The 14,887-nt window shown below is 53.2% G+C and carries 16 protein-coding genes; 4 read left to right on the top strand and 12 right to left on the bottom strand.

What is annotated here, in order from left to right; all coding sequences use genetic code 11:
• Position 1: 1 nt before the first annotated feature.
• From FHD02_RS17840 to FHD02_RS17830, 3 genes are all read right to left on the bottom strand, one after another.
• The gene (locus FHD02_RS17840) at positions 2–448 is read right to left on the bottom strand and encodes a type II toxin-antitoxin system HigA family antitoxin (protein WP_079939295.1); all 447 of its coding nucleotides are present in this window, start codon (positions 446–448) and stop codon (positions 2–4) included.
• Positions 445–756, bottom strand: a complete 312-nt coding sequence (locus FHD02_RS17835; RefSeq protein ID WP_079939296.1) for a type II toxin-antitoxin system HigB family toxin — start codon at positions 754–756, stop codon at positions 445–447. Before FHD02_RS17835 ends, FHD02_RS17840 begins: the two co-directional genes overlap by 4 nt.
• Positions 757–841: 85 nt before the next feature.
• Complete coding sequence (locus FHD02_RS17830; protein ID WP_220394143.1) at positions 842–1,771, bottom strand: alpha/beta hydrolase; 930 nt, start codon at positions 1,769–1,771, stop codon at positions 842–844.
• A gap of 204 nt (positions 1,772–1,975) precedes the next feature.
• Here FHD02_RS17830 and FHD02_RS17825 point away from each other — a divergent pair, with 204 nt between their 5' ends.
• Both FHD02_RS17825 and FHD02_RS17820 read left to right on the top strand, forming a co-directional pair.
• Positions 1,976–2,218 (top strand): CopG family transcriptional regulator, encoded by a 243-nt coding sequence (locus FHD02_RS17825; RefSeq protein WP_001523745.1) that lies wholly within the window; start codon positions 1,976–1,978, stop codon positions 2,216–2,218.
• Positions 2,218–2,592, top strand: coding sequence for a type II toxin-antitoxin system VapC family toxin (locus FHD02_RS17820; protein WP_061382591.1), 375 nt, complete (start codon positions 2,218–2,220; stop codon positions 2,590–2,592). The genes FHD02_RS17825 and FHD02_RS17820 overlap by 1 nt, the downstream gene beginning before the upstream one ends.
• A 36-nt stretch (positions 2,593–2,628) precedes the next feature.
• Here FHD02_RS17820 and fdhE read toward each other — a convergent pair whose 3' ends face one another.
• Genes fdhE through fdnG form a run of 4 tightly spaced genes read right to left on the bottom strand, consistent with a single transcriptional unit; the run spans position 2,629 to position 8,152 of the window.
• Positions 2,629–3,558 carry a formate dehydrogenase accessory protein FdhE gene (fdhE, locus tag FHD02_RS17815; RefSeq protein ID WP_042313511.1) on the bottom strand — a complete coding sequence of 310 codons (930 nt, stop codon included), beginning with the start codon at positions 3,556–3,558 and terminating at the stop codon, positions 2,629–2,631.
• Positions 3,555–4,190, bottom strand: coding sequence for a formate dehydrogenase cytochrome b556 subunit (gene fdoI / locus FHD02_RS17810; protein ID WP_042313508.1), 636 nt, complete (start codon positions 4,188–4,190; stop codon positions 3,555–3,557). Before fdoI ends, fdhE begins: the two co-directional genes overlap by 4 nt.
• A complete protein-coding gene (gene fdoH, locus FHD02_RS17805) occupies positions 4,187–5,089 on the bottom strand; it encodes a formate dehydrogenase O subunit beta (RefSeq protein WP_003028691.1) in 903 nt (300 codons plus the stop codon). The genes fdoI and fdoH overlap by 4 nt, the downstream gene beginning before the upstream one ends.
• 12 nt (positions 5,090–5,101) lie before the next feature.
• The gene (fdnG, locus tag FHD02_RS17800) at positions 5,102–8,152 is read right to left on the bottom strand and encodes a formate dehydrogenase-N subunit alpha (RefSeq protein ID WP_220394142.1); all 3,051 of its coding nucleotides are present in this window, start codon (positions 8,150–8,152) and stop codon (positions 5,102–5,104) included.
• 194 nt (positions 8,153–8,346) lie between these two features.
• Here fdnG and fdhD point away from each other — a divergent pair, with 194 nt between their 5' ends.
• Positions 8,347–9,183: a formate dehydrogenase accessory sulfurtransferase FdhD gene (gene fdhD, locus FHD02_RS17795; RefSeq protein ID WP_072276989.1), complete on the top strand. Its 837-nt coding sequence runs from the start codon at positions 8,347–8,349 to the stop codon at positions 9,181–9,183.
• On the opposite strand, the gene FHD02_RS17790 is transcribed toward fdhD, so the two are convergent.
• Positions 9,150–9,656 (bottom strand): YgjV family protein, encoded by a 507-nt coding sequence (locus tag FHD02_RS17790; RefSeq protein WP_079225725.1) that lies wholly within the window; start codon positions 9,654–9,656, stop codon positions 9,150–9,152. The two genes, fdhD and FHD02_RS17790, sit on opposite strands and share 34 nt — an antisense overlap.
• A 58-nt stretch (positions 9,657–9,714) precedes the next feature.
• A complete protein-coding gene (locus tag FHD02_RS17785) occupies positions 9,715–10,236 on the bottom strand; it encodes a Crp/Fnr family transcriptional regulator (protein WP_061382588.1) in 522 nt (173 codons plus the stop codon).
• Positions 10,237–10,365: 129 nt separating this feature from the next.
• Here FHD02_RS17785 and FHD02_RS17780 point away from each other — a divergent pair, with 129 nt between their 5' ends.
• Positions 10,366–10,578, top strand: a complete 213-nt coding sequence (locus tag FHD02_RS17780) for a DUF1471 domain-containing protein (RefSeq protein WP_042313485.1) — start codon at positions 10,366–10,368, stop codon at positions 10,576–10,578.
• Between the two features lie 56 nt (positions 10,579–10,634).
• On the opposite strand, the gene FHD02_RS17775 is transcribed toward FHD02_RS17780, so the two are convergent.
• From FHD02_RS17775 to FHD02_RS17765, 3 genes are read right to left on the bottom strand one after another with little or no spacing between them, the layout of a single operon-like run.
• The gene (locus tag FHD02_RS17775) at positions 10,635–12,380 is read right to left on the bottom strand and encodes a putative frv operon regulatory protein (protein ID WP_220394141.1); all 1,746 of its coding nucleotides are present in this window, start codon (positions 12,378–12,380) and stop codon (positions 10,635–10,637) included.
• Positions 12,380–13,450, bottom strand: a complete 1,071-nt coding sequence (locus FHD02_RS17770; RefSeq protein ID WP_220394140.1) for an aminopeptidase — start codon at positions 13,448–13,450, stop codon at positions 12,380–12,382. The genes FHD02_RS17775 and FHD02_RS17770 overlap by 1 nt, the downstream gene beginning before the upstream one ends.
• On the bottom strand, positions 13,440–14,885 hold the full coding sequence (locus FHD02_RS17765; RefSeq protein ID WP_042313477.1) for a PTS fructose-like transporter subunit IIBC: 1,446 nt from the start codon (positions 14,883–14,885) through the stop codon (positions 13,440–13,442). Before FHD02_RS17765 ends, FHD02_RS17770 begins: the two co-directional genes overlap by 11 nt.
• Between the last annotated feature and the right edge of the window lie 2 nt (positions 14,886–14,887).

The raw sequence follows: 14,887 nt of genomic DNA, 5'->3' as shown, positions 1-14,887 counted from the left end.
TCTACTCAATGAAAGCGTCCGCCGGAAGGTTAAAGCGTTCAGCAAGTGCTTTAATGTGACTTACAGTCAGGGCTCTGCGACCATTTAAGATGTTGCTGACGTTCGATTTTGAACCAAGTTCGTTGGCAAGATCTGCTGCTTTGAGACCATATTGATCCATGAGCGTTCGCAATACTGAAACGCCAGAGGGAGTTTTCTCCAGGTGTTGGTTGAGTGCTTTGAATTCCGGCGCATGTTTTTCATATTCACTGATCCGGGCACAGAGCAATTCAAATAGTGGGTTTTCGAGATCGTTCTGGTCGACCAGAAACTCCACTAGCGCTAGTGCCCTGCGATACTCAGTGTCATTTTGGTCTTCCCCCAACAGTGGGATGGTTTTTACCGCATCGCTGAAGGTATCTACGATCTTTTTTGCGCTGGTTGCATCCATCTGACGATGAGTTCTCATTCTTTATTACCCCGATAATATGCTGTCAGTTTGTCATATTCGGCATGGGAAACGATATGTTTCACAAATATCTTATGTGACCTGAAATCTATGTAGGAAATGAGTCTCAGGCTGTTGCCAGAAACATCAATCACCCACCATTTATCTCTGTACTTAAAATTATCCAGTGAATGTATGTACTGCTTCATCTCCTCAGGCCTGGTGAATGTCTTTTTCTCCAGAACATTCAGCAAGTCAGCAAGAGCAAGCTCATGGTTTGGATACATGAGCATCGCCTCATTGAATGGTTTTCGGCTGATAACATGCACGATGTAGTTCCATTACAAAGTTTTCAACCTGAAAACAATTTAGCGCAGCATCATCAGGTTTTCAAGTTGAAAACTAAATTGAATTTTAGATTATTTTCCCTGTTGATGGACTTACAACACGCCAGGCCACATCTCGCATGGCGCTTCGTGCCGCCTGGCTCACACCTCCGAGCTGGAAAAAGCCATGGATGACACCGAGATAGCGCTGGCAAGTGCATTCCACACCCTGTTCCTGGAACCGTTGATACAGGGCCTCGCCCTCATCGCGCAGTGGGTCGAATTCGGCTGTAATGATGTGCGTGGATGGCAGACCGGCGAAGTCCTCACGCCAGAGCGGACTGGCTTCAGGATGCAGTGGATCGGTTCGCGGCATATACATCTCGTAGCCTGAAAGCAGCGTGTCACGCGTGATAATGTAATCCTGCACGTTACGGGCGTAGCTCTCAAATCTGGCGGTTGCGTCCAGCATGGGGTAGATCAGAGTCAGCTGTGCAGGTTGCCATTGACGGGCGGCTTTCAGGCGTAGCGCGGTGACCAGCGCCAGATGCCCGCCCGCGCTATCGCCGGCAAGCGTAATGTTCGCGCGGTCTATCCCCAGTTTCTGGGCATATTTCCAGATAGTATTGGCTCCGGTTTCGGCATCGTTATGCGCGGCCGGGAAGGTGTGCTCTGGCGCAAGTCGGTACTGCACGGCAATCACGCGACAATTACTGTAAAAAGCTAACTGCCTTAACTGGTTATCGTGAGTAGCAAAGCCACCGCTGACAAAGCAGCCACCATGATAATAAATGACGCAGGGTAATTTTCCTGTGGCATTGAGCGGCGAAACCACGCGAAACGTCATGGCATCGAGTTCAATATCTTCAACCTGGACGCGGGTTTCTGTTTCTCCTGCCAGTGTCGTGCTGGCGATGTAGCCCGCCCTCCGGTCATCAATATTCTGTTCGCGAGAAGAGGGGCGTCCCGCCGCGATAAATTCCTCCACTAACTGCGCAATCCCGCTTTCCAGTGCCATTTTTCATTGCCTTTATCTGTATGGATATACAGTTTTATAACCCGATTTGGTACGAATGAAAATGGGAAAATTGGGCTGCGTACGATTCTGGAAAGCGGCTCGCAAAAATAAAAATCGTTCGCGTAATAACTATTTTCTCGTCAGTCTCAGGTGTATGTTATTTGAAAAATAAGCGCGAATGATATACTGGAGGTATATGTGAGTATGATGGCTGGGATGGATATGGGCAGAATTTTACTCGATTTATCAGACGACGTGATTAAACGGCTTGACGATCTCAAGGTGCAACGCAACCTGCCTCGTGCAGAACTCTTGCGGGAGGCCGTTGAGCAATATCTGGAAAGACAGGATCGGGCTGAAACCACAATTTCGAAAGCATTGGGGCTCTGGCAAGGCTGTGAGGAAGATGGCGTTGAATACCAACGTAAACTTCGTGAGGAATGGTAATGGTCAAAGGGTCTGCGCTTTTTGATACCAATATCCTCATCGACCTGTTTAGCGGGCGAAGTGAAGCAAAACTGGCGATAGAAACATGGCCGCCACAGAACGCAATCAGTCTCATTACCTGGATGGAGGTGATGGTAGGCGCAAAAAAATACCATCAGGAGGCCCGTACTCGCATTGCGCTAGGCGCTTTTAACATTATTGGAGTTTCACAGGATATTGCTGAGCGAAGCGTGAATATCAGGCAAGAATACGGGATGAAATTGCCGGATGCCATTATCCTGGCTACTGCGCAGATTCATCATCTGACACTGGTTACGCGTAATACCAAAGATTTTGCAAGCATATCCGGTGTGGTCACACCGTATACGTTATAGTCCGGGCGACCAGCGTCGCCCGGCAGTACTGGGGTTTTACTCCCCTTCACCCGGGAATAAGAACGGGTTGATGGAGCTGCGGGCAAAGCCTTCTTGCTCCATGTGGGCGTCCAGCATCAGTGACGCGAGGTCGTCGGCCACGGCCTCGACTTTCGGGTCTTTTTCCTGGTAGAGAATCTTCAGGTAAGTCCCGCAGTCGCCGCAGCTTTCGGCTTTAATTGCCGCCTGCTCGTTATCCAGCGACCAGTAGTTCAAGTCACGGCTCTGTTCGCAGTTGCTGCACTTCACGCGCACCACGTGCCACTCGGTTTCGCACAGGTTGCAGTGCAAATAACGCAGCCCCTGAGTCGTACCGATTTGCACTATGCTGGAGACCGGCATCGAACCACATACCGGGCAGAACTGACGCTGTTCACCGTACTCAGCGCGCGCTTTGCCGGGGATCAGACTTGCCATCTGCGCCCAGTAGAGCGACAGTGCGGCCCAAATGAACGGGGCTTTATCGCTACTGACGGAGGCAAAATCAGAGGCAAACAGCGCGCTGGCCATCAGCTCCAGCTCCTGCTCTGAGGCTTTTTCCAGATTCTCGATCACCGCCAGCGCAGGGCCGCTCATTTCTGGCTTCAGCTCAGCAATTAACGATTGCAGCAGTTTTTGCCAGTGCTTGTCACGTGGCAGGACGTGGATATCCAGCGGCGGCTTGCCCTGATCGTTCGCTTCTTTGATACGAGCGGTCAGATCCATCTGCAGCGGATGATCGTACAGTACCACTTCCTGTGCGTGGGCGATCAGCGCGGCAAAGCGCAGATAATCGCCCAGCGGGTTGTTTTCGGCCAGCTCGCGCAGACGTTCAGCACGACGGTTATACAAATTTTTGAGTCTGGGGAACAATAACGGCGGAATCATATCCGCCGTGCGTTTCTCGCTCGAACCCAGCTCATCTTGCGGGATTATGCGAATACTCATTCAGATGACTTTTCCTGTTTCTGGCGGACTTCTCGGTACCAGCGTGGGTGATGTTTCTTCGCCCACGATTTAGTAACCCATCCTTCCACCATCGCGGTAATGGTGCCTTTCACCCAAAGGGCGGCGTAAATGTGCACCATGATAACCACAATTAACGCTACTGCGGCAAATGAATGCAGCATTAACGCGAATCGGATCACCGGGATTGAGAAAGCAGGCGCAAAATACGGACGCCAGATGATCACTCCGCTCACCAGTAACAGCACCAGGAAGATAATCGCCGCCCAGAATACGCATTTCTGGCCGAAGTTATAACGTCCCGTGTCACCTACTTCCTCGTTGACGACAATCTTACGAATATTCTTCGCCCAAAAGATATCATCCCGATTGATTAGATTGTGGTGCCAGTAACGGAAAAACATGATGATAAAAGAGGCAAACATGATCACGCCGACAAACGGGTGCACAATTCGCGCCAGTTGCGGCGTGCCCATGATGTGCATCAGCCAGTTAAAAGACGGGAAGAGAAAACCCATCCCGCTCACTGCCGCCAGAATAAAGCAGAAGGCGGTTATCCAGTGGTTGATGCGTTCCGGCGCCGTGTAGCGCACGATGGTGTCACGTCGTTTCATTTGCGCACCTCGTCTTTCTCTTCATGCAGATTGTCTTCTTCCTCTTCCGCACGGTTTGGACCCACACCGACGTAGTGGAAGATACTGGCCGCAAATGTCGCTGCGAAGCCGACTGCTGCCAACGGTTTCCAGATGCCTTTCCAGAACTTCACGGTGGCGCTGATTTCCGGGTTCTCCGGCAGACCGTGGTACAGATTCGGCTTGTCGGCATGGTGCAATACGTACATTACGTGCGTACCGCCAACGCCCGCTGGATCGTACAGGCCCGCGTTTTCGTAGCCACGCGTTTTCAGTTCCGCCACGCGCTCACCAGCCAGCGTTTTCATCGACTCTTTGGTGCCGAAATGAATCGCCCCGGTTGGGCAGGTTTTCACGCAGGCCGGTTCTTGCCCGACCACTACACGGTCGACGCACAGCGTACATTTGTACACGCGGTTGTCTTCCGGGTTGAGGCGCGGCACATCGAACGGGCAGCCAGCAATGCAGTAGCCGCAGCCGATGCACTGCTCGGACTGGAAGTCGACGATACCGTTGGCATACTGAATGATAGCGCCTTCAGCCGGACACGCCTTCAGGCAGCCCGGATCGGCGCAGTGCATACAGCCATCCTTACGGATCAGCCACTCAAGTTTGTCGTTCTGTTCCACTTCCGAGAAGCGCATCACCGTCCAGGATTTCGCGGTCAAATCAGCCGGGTTGTCATACACCCCAACGTTGTTGCCCACTTCATCACGGATGTCGTTCCACTCGGAACACGCCACCTGACAGGCTTTACAGCCGATACAGGTAGTGACGTCGATAAGTTTCGCCACCTCTTCCTGGTGATCCCGCGCCTGAGGCGCGGGGGTGAAACCGTTAGTGGCGGATCGACGAATGATGTCTTGCGATTGATAAGCCATAGGTCGTCTCCGTTACACCTTTTCCACATTCACGAGGAAGGACTTAAATTCCGGCGTCTGCGTATTCGCATCACCAACGAATGGCGTTAACGTGTTAGCGATAAAGCCTTTTTTCGCCACACCTTCGTAGCCCCAGTGAATCGGAATACCGATAGTGTCGATATCCTTACCGTTGGCCTTCAACGTGCGAATACGTTTGGTCACCACTGCTTTGGCTTTAATATAGCCGCGGTTAGAGGAGACTTTGACGGTATCACCATGAGAGATACCGAGCTTATTCGCCAGCTTCTCGCCAATTTCCACAAACTGTTCCGGCTGGGCGATGGCGTTTAGCAGCGCATGCTTGGTCCAGTAGTGGAAGTGCTCGGTCAGACGATAAGTTGTACCGACATACGGGAATTTATCCGCTTTACCCAGCGCCTCCGCGTCACCTTTAAAGATACGCGCGGCAGGGTTAGAGATAACGTTCGGGTGCAGCGGGTTAGTGCCGAGCGGCGTTTCAAACGGCTCGTAGTGTTCCGGGAACGGCCCTTCCGCCATCTTATCGATAGCAAACAGGCGTCCCATCCCTTCCGGCTGCATGATAAACGGCCCTACGTCAGTACCCGGTGCGGCGGCGCTGTAGTCAGGAATATCCATCCCGCTCCATTTCGCGCCATCCCATTTCAGGATCTGACGTTTCGGATCCCACGGATTCCCCTGCGGGTCTGCGGAAGCACGGTTATAAAGAATGCGGCGGTTAAGTGGCCACGCCCAGGCCCAACCCAGCGTATTGCCAAGGCCAGACGGATCGGCGTTATCGCGACGCGCCATCATGTTGCCTTCCGGCGTCCAGCTACCGGCAAAAATCCAGCAGCCGCTGGAGGTCGTGCCGTCATCACGCAGTTGGGCGAACGAGCTGAGCTGTTGGCCTTTCTTGACGATTACCGCGCCGGTTGCCGGGTCGGTAATATCAGCCAGCGCTTTACCGTTACTCTCCATCGCCACTTCTTCCGAAGCCGGCTCATGCGGTGTGGAGTAGTTCCAGGTCATGCTCAGCACCTGTTCCGGGTTTGCACCACCTTGTTCGGCATACATCTTGCGCAGGCGCAGGAAGATACCGGCGAGGATTTCGCCATCGGTTGCGGCAATCCCTGGGGCATCCGCGCCTTTCCAGTGCCACTGCAGCCAGCGACCCGAGTTGACGATCGAACCGTTCTCTTCGGCGAAGCAGGTGGATGGCAGACGGAATACTTCGGTCTGGATTTTTGACGGATCAACATCGTTCGACTCACCATGGTTCTGCCAGAAGGTGGAGGTCTCTGTGTTGAGCGGGTCGATAGTGATCAGATACTTCAGTTTGGACAGTGAAGCCACAACCTTGTTTTTGTTCGGGAATGAGGCGACCGGGTTAAAGCCCTGGCAGATATAGCCATTCACTTTGCCCTGGTTCATCATCTCGAAGTACTGCAGGACGTCGTACCCTTTATCCCACTTCGGCAGCCAGTCGAAGCCCCAGCTATTTTCTGCTGTCGCTTTATCGCCAAAGAAGGCTTTCATCATCGAAACGAAGAATTTCGGGTAGTTGCCCCAGTAGTTTACCTGACCTTCCAGCAATGGTTTTGGCGTGTTGGCGGCAAGGTAGGTTTGCAGGTCGGTCTGTTTTTCGCTTGGCAGCGTCAGATAACCCGGCAGACTCTGTGACAGCAGACCAAGGTCGGTCAGTCCCTGAATGTTGGAGTGACCACGCAGGGCGTTAACACCGCCGCCGGCCATGCCCATGTTGCCGAGGATCAACTGGATCATCGCCATCGTACGGATGTTCTGCGCACCAACGGAGTGCTGCGTCCAGCCCAGCGCGTACAGGAATGATGCGGTTTTGTCTTTCGCGCTGGTTTCTGCGATGTATTCACAGACCTTCAGGAAATCGGTCTTCGGCGTACCGCAGATATTCTCTACGACCTCCGGTGTATAGCGGGAGACGTGCTGTTTGAGCAGGTTCCATACACAGCGTGGATGTTGCAGAGTCACATCGCGTTTGGCGAAGCCGTTTTCATCCAGCTCATAGTTCCAACTGGTTTTGTCATACTTGCGTTTGTCCGCGTCGTAGCCGGTAAACAGGCCATCTTCGAAGCCAAAATCCTCGCGCACGATCAGGCTGGCGTTGGTATAGGCCTCGGTATATTCGCGGTTGAATTTTTCGTTATTCAGCAGGTACAGCATGACGCCTGACAGGAAGGCAATGTCAGTACCGGAACGAATTGGGGCATAGAAATCAGCCACCGCTGCGGTTCGCGTAAAGCGAGGATCGATGACAATCAGCTTAGCGCCGTTGTGAATTTTCGCTTCCATCGCCCAGCGGAACCCGACCGGGTGAGCTTCAGCGGCGTTACCGCCCATCACCACAACGAGGTTGGCGTTTTTAATGTCGACCCAGTGGTTGGTCATCGCACCGCGACCAAATGTTGGAGCAAGACTTGCTACCGTTGGTCCGTGTCAGACACGCGCCTGGTTGTCGACCGCAAGCATACCCAGCGCGCGGGAGAATTTTTGCGTCAAATAGCCGGTTTCGTTACTGGAAGCGGATGCACACAGCATCCCGGTGGAAAGCCAGCGGTTAACGGTTACGCCTTCGGCGTTTTGTGCAACGTAGTTAGCGTCGCGGTCTTCTTTCATCAGCTTAGCGATGCGGTCGAATGCCTCATCCCAGCTAATTTGCTGCCACTTATCTGAGCCTGGTGCGCGGTATTCCGGGAATTTCAAACGGCTTTCAGAGTGGATGAAGTCCACAAGACCTGCGCCTTTCGGGCACAGCGCGCCGCGGTTCACCGGGTGATCCGGGTCCCCTTCAATATGGAAGATGGATGCTTTGGCGTTTTTTGCTCCGTCACCGAGGCTGTACATCAACAGTCCACAGCCAACGGAACAGTAGGTGCAGGTGTTACGGGTTTCGCGGGTGCGCAGCAGTTTATATTGCCGTGTTTCCGCGAGCGCTACGCCGGGTGCAAAGCCCAGTGCCGCTGCCGTGGTGCCTGCCATACCGCCAGCGCAGATCTTAAAGAACTGCCTTCTGCTGACCTGCATGGTTTGCTCCTTGTTTCGACATTGTCACGTTCCCTTCGCATTTCTGCCATGCCAACGCGTGGGAAGTGGTTGTTATTTTTCTTTGCGGACGGGACCGCAAAGGTCCAGAATTGGGTGAATTTCCCTCCGTCCAGGAGGGATTTGTAAAGAATACCACAATGTTGGTACGCGTGTTCCAATATGGTTAAAAGAAAGTGAATAAGATTATTCAAGAAAACATTAAGAATGTGACATCTACGACAGGATCGCGCCAATTGACTCTCTGGAAGCGCGAGGATTTACAACATCCTCAGCCTGATGAAGTCGCTGAAGAAGTGCCTGTTGCGCTGGTCTATAACGGAATTTCACACGTGGTGATGATGGCGTCACCGAAAGATCTTGAGCATTTCGCGATGGGTTTTTCACTTTCTGAAGGCATTATTGAGTCCCCGCAGGATATTTACGGGATGGACGTGGTTCCTTCCTGCAACGGATTAGAAGTTCAGGTTGAGCTGTCCAGCCGTCGTTTTATGGGATTGAAGGAACGTCGTCGCGCGTTGGCCGGGCGCACCGGTTGTGGTGTTTGCGGCGTGGAGCAGCTCAATGATATTGGCAAGCCGGTCCAGCCGCTGCCGTTTACCCAGACATTCGATCTGGCGAATCTTGATAACGCTTTACGACATCTCAATGATTTTCAACCCGTGGGTCAACTGACAGGCTGCACGCACGCGGCGGCATGGGTGCAGCCTGCAGGTCATCTGGCGGGCGGACATGAAGACGTTGGGCGTCATGTCGCGCTGGATAAACTGCTGGGGCGTCGGGCGCTCGAAGGGGAAACCTGGCAACAGGGTGCGGTATTAGTCTCCAGCCGCGCCAGCTATGAGATGGTGCAGAAGTCGGCAATGTGCGGCGTGGAGATCCTGTTTGCCGTTTCTGCGGCGACAACGCTCGCTGTGGAAGTTGCCGAACGCTGTAACCTGACGCTGGTGGGTTTTTGCAAACCAGGCAGGGCGACGATCTATACGCATCCGGAGCGTCTGATCGCGAAGTGACGCCACCAGGCGGCCAGGATACTGCCTGAAAATGCCAGTTCCATTATTACGGCAACGGGCGAGCCGACAATCACATTGTTCAGTAGCCAACACAGGCTGCCGCACAATGTGTATCCGCGTAATTTCCCGCTGCGTTTTTGAAACGACGCAAAGGTCATCAGCAGGCTTCCCATCAGCGGCAAAATACTCGACAGATTTTGCCAAAGATAAACGCTACACATCAGCGACCCCAGCATAAATCCCCACATAGCCCAGCGATGAAACGTGACGATGGCCGTCGCGTACCGGCATGCGGCGATGACCATTAACCCAGCCGCAGCATCTTGATCCAAAAGATAGAAATGGATAGCGAGCAGGGAAGTGGAGGTGGTGAGCAGAGATAAGGTGATGGCCCGGCGTTGAAAATGAAAAGCGGAAATATCCAGCAAGAAGCTGATACCGGCCAGAATCTGAGAGAGAAGAAATGCGTTCATAATGTGCGCCAACCGTTGCAGAGTGGCGGGACAATACTCGACGCATTCACATAAGGCGTTAGCTTTTGTTAAGACGCTGGCGAATACGAGACAGGCTAACGGGATTAATACCGATATAGTTGGCGAGATCGCGCTGAGTGAGCTGCGACTCCCAGTCCGGGAAGTGTGTTTGTACATACCGGTAGCGCTGCTCTGGGGTATTGAGCAGCAGCATTTGCTCTTTTTTCTCTTTGTAGATCAATTGCTGAATCAGTAGCTGGGTCTTAATATCCTGATTTTCCGGCGCATCCAGCAAAGCCAAAGAAATTTCACTGGTTTCTCCTGCGGTAATCATTTGCAGACTGTAATCAGCAGGCGTTTTGGTCAGCCAGTTCAGGTACAGAAAGCAGTATTCCCCGGCAAAGTAAAACTCTTTAACCCTTTCTACGCCGTTGTTTGCGTGGTACACCGCACGTGCAACGCCATGATGTAAAAGATGAATTTTACTTTGTGCCTCGCCCTGACGAAGCAACCAACTGCCAGCCGGTTGCGCTTTTCTTCTGCTACCTGCGAACCATTGTTGTTCGTGATTAAGCGCCATTTTATTTCTCAAATAATTTGAATAAGACAGGCAAATCCTTCCGCTTTTAGTTGTTCGAGTATCAGCCTATTATTTATCACATCAAGGCACGGTGCCTTACTCAAACAACTAAGTTAAAGGGTTTATATCATGAAAAGCATCAAAACTTTTGTCGCAGTTATCGCTCTGGCTACTTCTTTCGGTTCATTCGCTGCTCAGACTGTTACTGCAACCGGCTCTACACTGGAAAGCGCTGAAGCAAACATTGCCGCTCAGGCTGAACGTGCAGGCGCCAGCGATTATAAAATCACCCAGGCTTACACCGGTAACCGCGTGCACATGACCGCTGAACTGCTGAAATAAGATACCTCAGTACTGTAGAAAGAGCGCCTTTGAGGCGCTTTTTTCATTTCCGGCATTCACTGCCCGAGCAATGCGATAAACGCCTTATAGTCTTTCAACCCTGCAATAATCTCTGCCGGATGGCTACTCAACACGCTGGATAAATAACTGAAGATTTTTAGTTCATGCCGCGCCTCGGCGGCGGCACAGGCGATCAGCACATGGCTGACCGGTTCGTTATTCACCAAAATAGGTTGCGCGAGGGTGATAAAGAAACCACGAAAGCGACGCTCCTGTTCACTCCAGCAATGAGGAATCGCCAGACGATTCACTATCAGGTTTTCACCTTCATGTTCCCGGGCGCAAATGCGTAGCGCTTCGTCTTCGGTGATGTGGCCCTGTGCCACAAGCTGGCCGCAGATCCGGCCAATGATGCTCTGCCAGCTTTCGCCACTCGTATTGGCGTAATGAAAACTGCCCTGCTGTAAAAAGAATCGTTCGGGCTGCTGGCGTATAAAGGCCGTTGCGAGGAAGTGTTTTATCTGCTCGGTACCCGCCGCGGTGATAATGTTTTTGATAGTTAATGTATTTTTTATAGATTCATCAAGCAGATAGTGACTATTATTGATGATTAACAGCGGGGTAATTTCTTCACTGATGGCGCTGACCTCACTCGTATTTCGCGCAATGATCACCCGACAATTCAGTACGTCTCGCTCAATGGCCTGTTGATTAACAGTGGCGATAGCATTCTGGTCGGAGAGCAAAATGACCGGCTGACGCTCGTTTTGGTGCCGCTCCAGCGCACAGGCGAAGTAAAGTCCGATGAGATCGCTATCGAACAGCGGAATATCCAGTTTTTCGCGCAACAGGGCAATAAAACGCAAACTTAAATCGAAGGCGGCAGGCCAGGTAGACTTCAGGTTATGCATACTGCTCTGGCGGTGTTCCGGAACCCAAACCGGGGCAGAGACGCATCTCAGCAGATGACCGGTAATATTATCAACCAGTTGGCTATCGATAACATTCAACGCGGCGATGCCGGGAACGCTTTTTAATAACGAAGTCACCGTCCCGGCCGAGATGGTCATGGCCTGTTGTTGTCTGATTTCCAGGAGGCCGATCAGTGTTCTGAAGGCGTTCTCACCCAGGTAAACACCTCCTTGTTCCACTGCGTTTTTCAGTGATGCATACCGACATTCTGGCCATGATCCGCAGAGCTGATTACGCAGGGCGTAGACTGCCAGCACCAGGCTTGCCAGGTACTCTCCCGAGATGAGCGGAAATTCATTAAGGTTTTCACATGCTGCATTGAGCCTGTCGATATTGTCGCGGGTAATACCCGGCAGCGGAATCAACAGCGGATCTTTTTTCAGCAGATTCGCCAACAGGATAATGCGCTTTTCTTCCGGTTCATCAATGAAATGACCGACGCCTGGGCGGCTGGCAAGACAAAAGGCGCGCTCATAGCGTTGTTTGAGACGCGGTAGCCTGTCGGCAACCCAGGTTTCGGGTAAATTCAGCGTCGAGGCGAGCTGAAGGCGGGGGGTAAAAGGGTTCAGCAATAATATCGCCAGCAGTCGGTCATCATTATCATGGCGTTGCAGAAGCTGAAAATAACCGCGTCTGTCGACGATATCCAACTGATATCCCGCACTGCCCCCTGGCTGGATGCGGGCCTTACCGCTGAGCGTAAAATTGAGGTAGTCAAGATCGCGCAGGATGGTTCTGCCCGAAACGCCAGTTTGCCGCGCCAGCTCGCCCAACGAATACGGCTGCTGTTCGAGGAGATCGACAATTTTCAACTGGCGTTCACTGAGCATCAGATTGACTCGCGAAAATCGGTGAAGGCTTTAACGTTATCCGCCGTCAGCGAGACCAGCAGCTCGCGGACCAGAGTGAACAGCGCGTCATAATCTTTCGCCGAAATCATACCGCTATTGGCGTGCAGATAGCGGGTCGGCAGGCACAGCGCCGCCACCGGACGACCGCCGCCCATCACATTATAGCGTCCGCCGTCCGTCGCACCGGTTTTCATGGTGCAGAACTGTAAAGGAGCCCCGCTGAGCTTAGCGCTCTCTTTCAACGCGGCAACCAGTCGCTGATTGGGAAAGTAGCGCTTATCAAACAGCATCAGCCCCGGACCATCGCCGAGCTTCAGCGGATATTTGATGCTATCAATGCCGGGAACGTCGCCCGCCACCGCCGTATCCAGCACGATAACCACGTCGGGTTTGATATGCTCCGCCGAGGTTTGCGCCCCGCGCAGCCCGACCTCTTCTTCCACGCTGCCGACGCCGTACAGGATGATCTCCGGGTTATCCACTGCCTGTAATAGCTCCGCCATCAGGGCGCAGCCGACGCGGTTATCCAGCGCTTTGCCGACGATTTTATCATCGCCCCAGCGGGCGAAATTGGCCTCCGGACTGATGAAATCGCCGACCGCAACTCCCTGTTTTTCTACCTCTTCACGGCTGTTCGCGCCAATATCAATGAACATCTCATTAAAAGAGAACGGCTGCTGTTTTTGTTTCTCCGTGAGGGCATGTGGCGCAACGGAGCCGATCACGCCGGGTATTTTAGCCCCCGTGCGAGTGCGAACAGTGACCCGATGGTTAAGCATCGACTGGTTCCACCAGCCGCCGATGGTGGTAAAGCGGATAAAACCGCCCTCGTCGATATGCGTCACCATAAAGCCGACTTCATCCATGTGCCCGACGATGGCCACTTTCGGCCCGCGCTCACCTTTGCGGGCGACAAAACTGCCGAGGCCGTCAAAGGTGATTTCATCGACGCCGGATTCCAGCGCATTAATGAGAACGGAGCGAACTTCCTGCTCATCGCCGCTGACGGCGCTGGCTTCGCATAACTGCTGTAGTAACTCAATGTTCATGGGCAAGCTCCTGCTGCGCGGCTTTACGTTTCAGCCACAACCCTTTCAGGATGATAATTAACGAAATGTTCAGCGCCAGACCGATAGCCAGCACCAGATAAAATGACCCCACTGGCGACATCAGGCCAATCAGTGGATCAAAGATACCTAACCCCGGCGCGAGCCGTTTGATTCCGAAGGCGATCACCAGCATGCCGGTAATACCGCCGGAGAGCGTATTGGCAGTAATCATCGGCAGCGGCGCGGCCAGCGCGTAAGGAATAGCCGGTTCGGTGGCGACGGTTGCCCCCACCACAATCGCGCTGCTGGCGGCTGCCTTCTCCTGCTGGGTAAACAGTTTTGGCGCTAAATAGGTAGCGATACCTGCTGCGACGGGCGGCATCAGCGCCACCACGCCGACGATGGCGTACCAGTCATAGATATGTTTTTCCAGCAGCGAGAAACAGAAGAACCACGCGGTTTTGTTGATTGGCCCGCCCATATCGAACGCCAGCATCGCGCCGACGAGAAAGGCTGCGCCCATTTTCATTGATGGCGGAATGGTGTTCAGGAAGTGCAGCAGGCCGCCCATGATATCGGACATCACCGGGCCGATGACGTAATAAGTCAGTACGCCAAACACCAGCAGTGTGACAAACGGGATCAGCATCGAGCCGAGCAGCGGCTGGAGCGCTTTGCCGAGGCGCACCTTGCGAAACCACAAGACGAAGTAGCCGATTGCCAGCCCCAGCACGACCGCGCCGAGAAATCCCGCGCCGGATTGCGTCCCCAGTAGCCCTTTATCGTTCGCCAGATAGCACACGAGGAACGCCGGGGCGAACGCCGGTTTATCGGCAATAGACCAGGCGATGTACGCGCCCATTATGGGGATCATAAAGGTGAAGCCCAGATAGCCGATGGATTCGACGATCCAGGTAAACGACGGCGCGCCCTTTGACATGTCGGTATAGGGCAAACCAAACTGCACTAGCATATTGGCGATGGCGACCAGAATACCGCCGCCGATAACAAACGGCAGCGCGGCGGAGACGCCCGCCATCAGGTGACTCATCACGCTACCCTGCTGCACATCCTGTTTGCCCAGCTTTACGCCGCTATCGGCGGTAAACAGCTGCGAATGTGAAGGCAACTGCGTAAAAATCTGGTCGATATTTTTCAGCGCCTGAGAAATGGCGATCTCGTAGACCTTTTTCCCGGCGAAGCGCGCGCGGTCTTCACCGCTTAAGCCGCGGCCTGTTGCCAGAATCACGTAATCCGCGGCGGCAATCTCTTCACTGGTCAGACGGTTTTCCACGCCGCTTGAACCCTGGGTTTCGACTTTAATCGTATGGCCAAGCGAACGCGCTTTTTGCTCCAGCGCTTCCGCCACCATATAGGTGTGGGCGATTCCCGCAGGACAGTTGGTGATCGCCACTAAACGCAAGGATGACTCCATAG

Source organism: Citrobacter sp. EC_71 (assembly GCF_019584005.1).
Taxonomy (GTDB): Bacteria; Pseudomonadota; Gammaproteobacteria; order Enterobacterales; family Enterobacteriaceae; genus Citrobacter; species Citrobacter werkmanii.
Note: the sequence above shows the minus strand (reverse complement) of the source record. Positions and strands in the feature narration are given on the sequence as shown.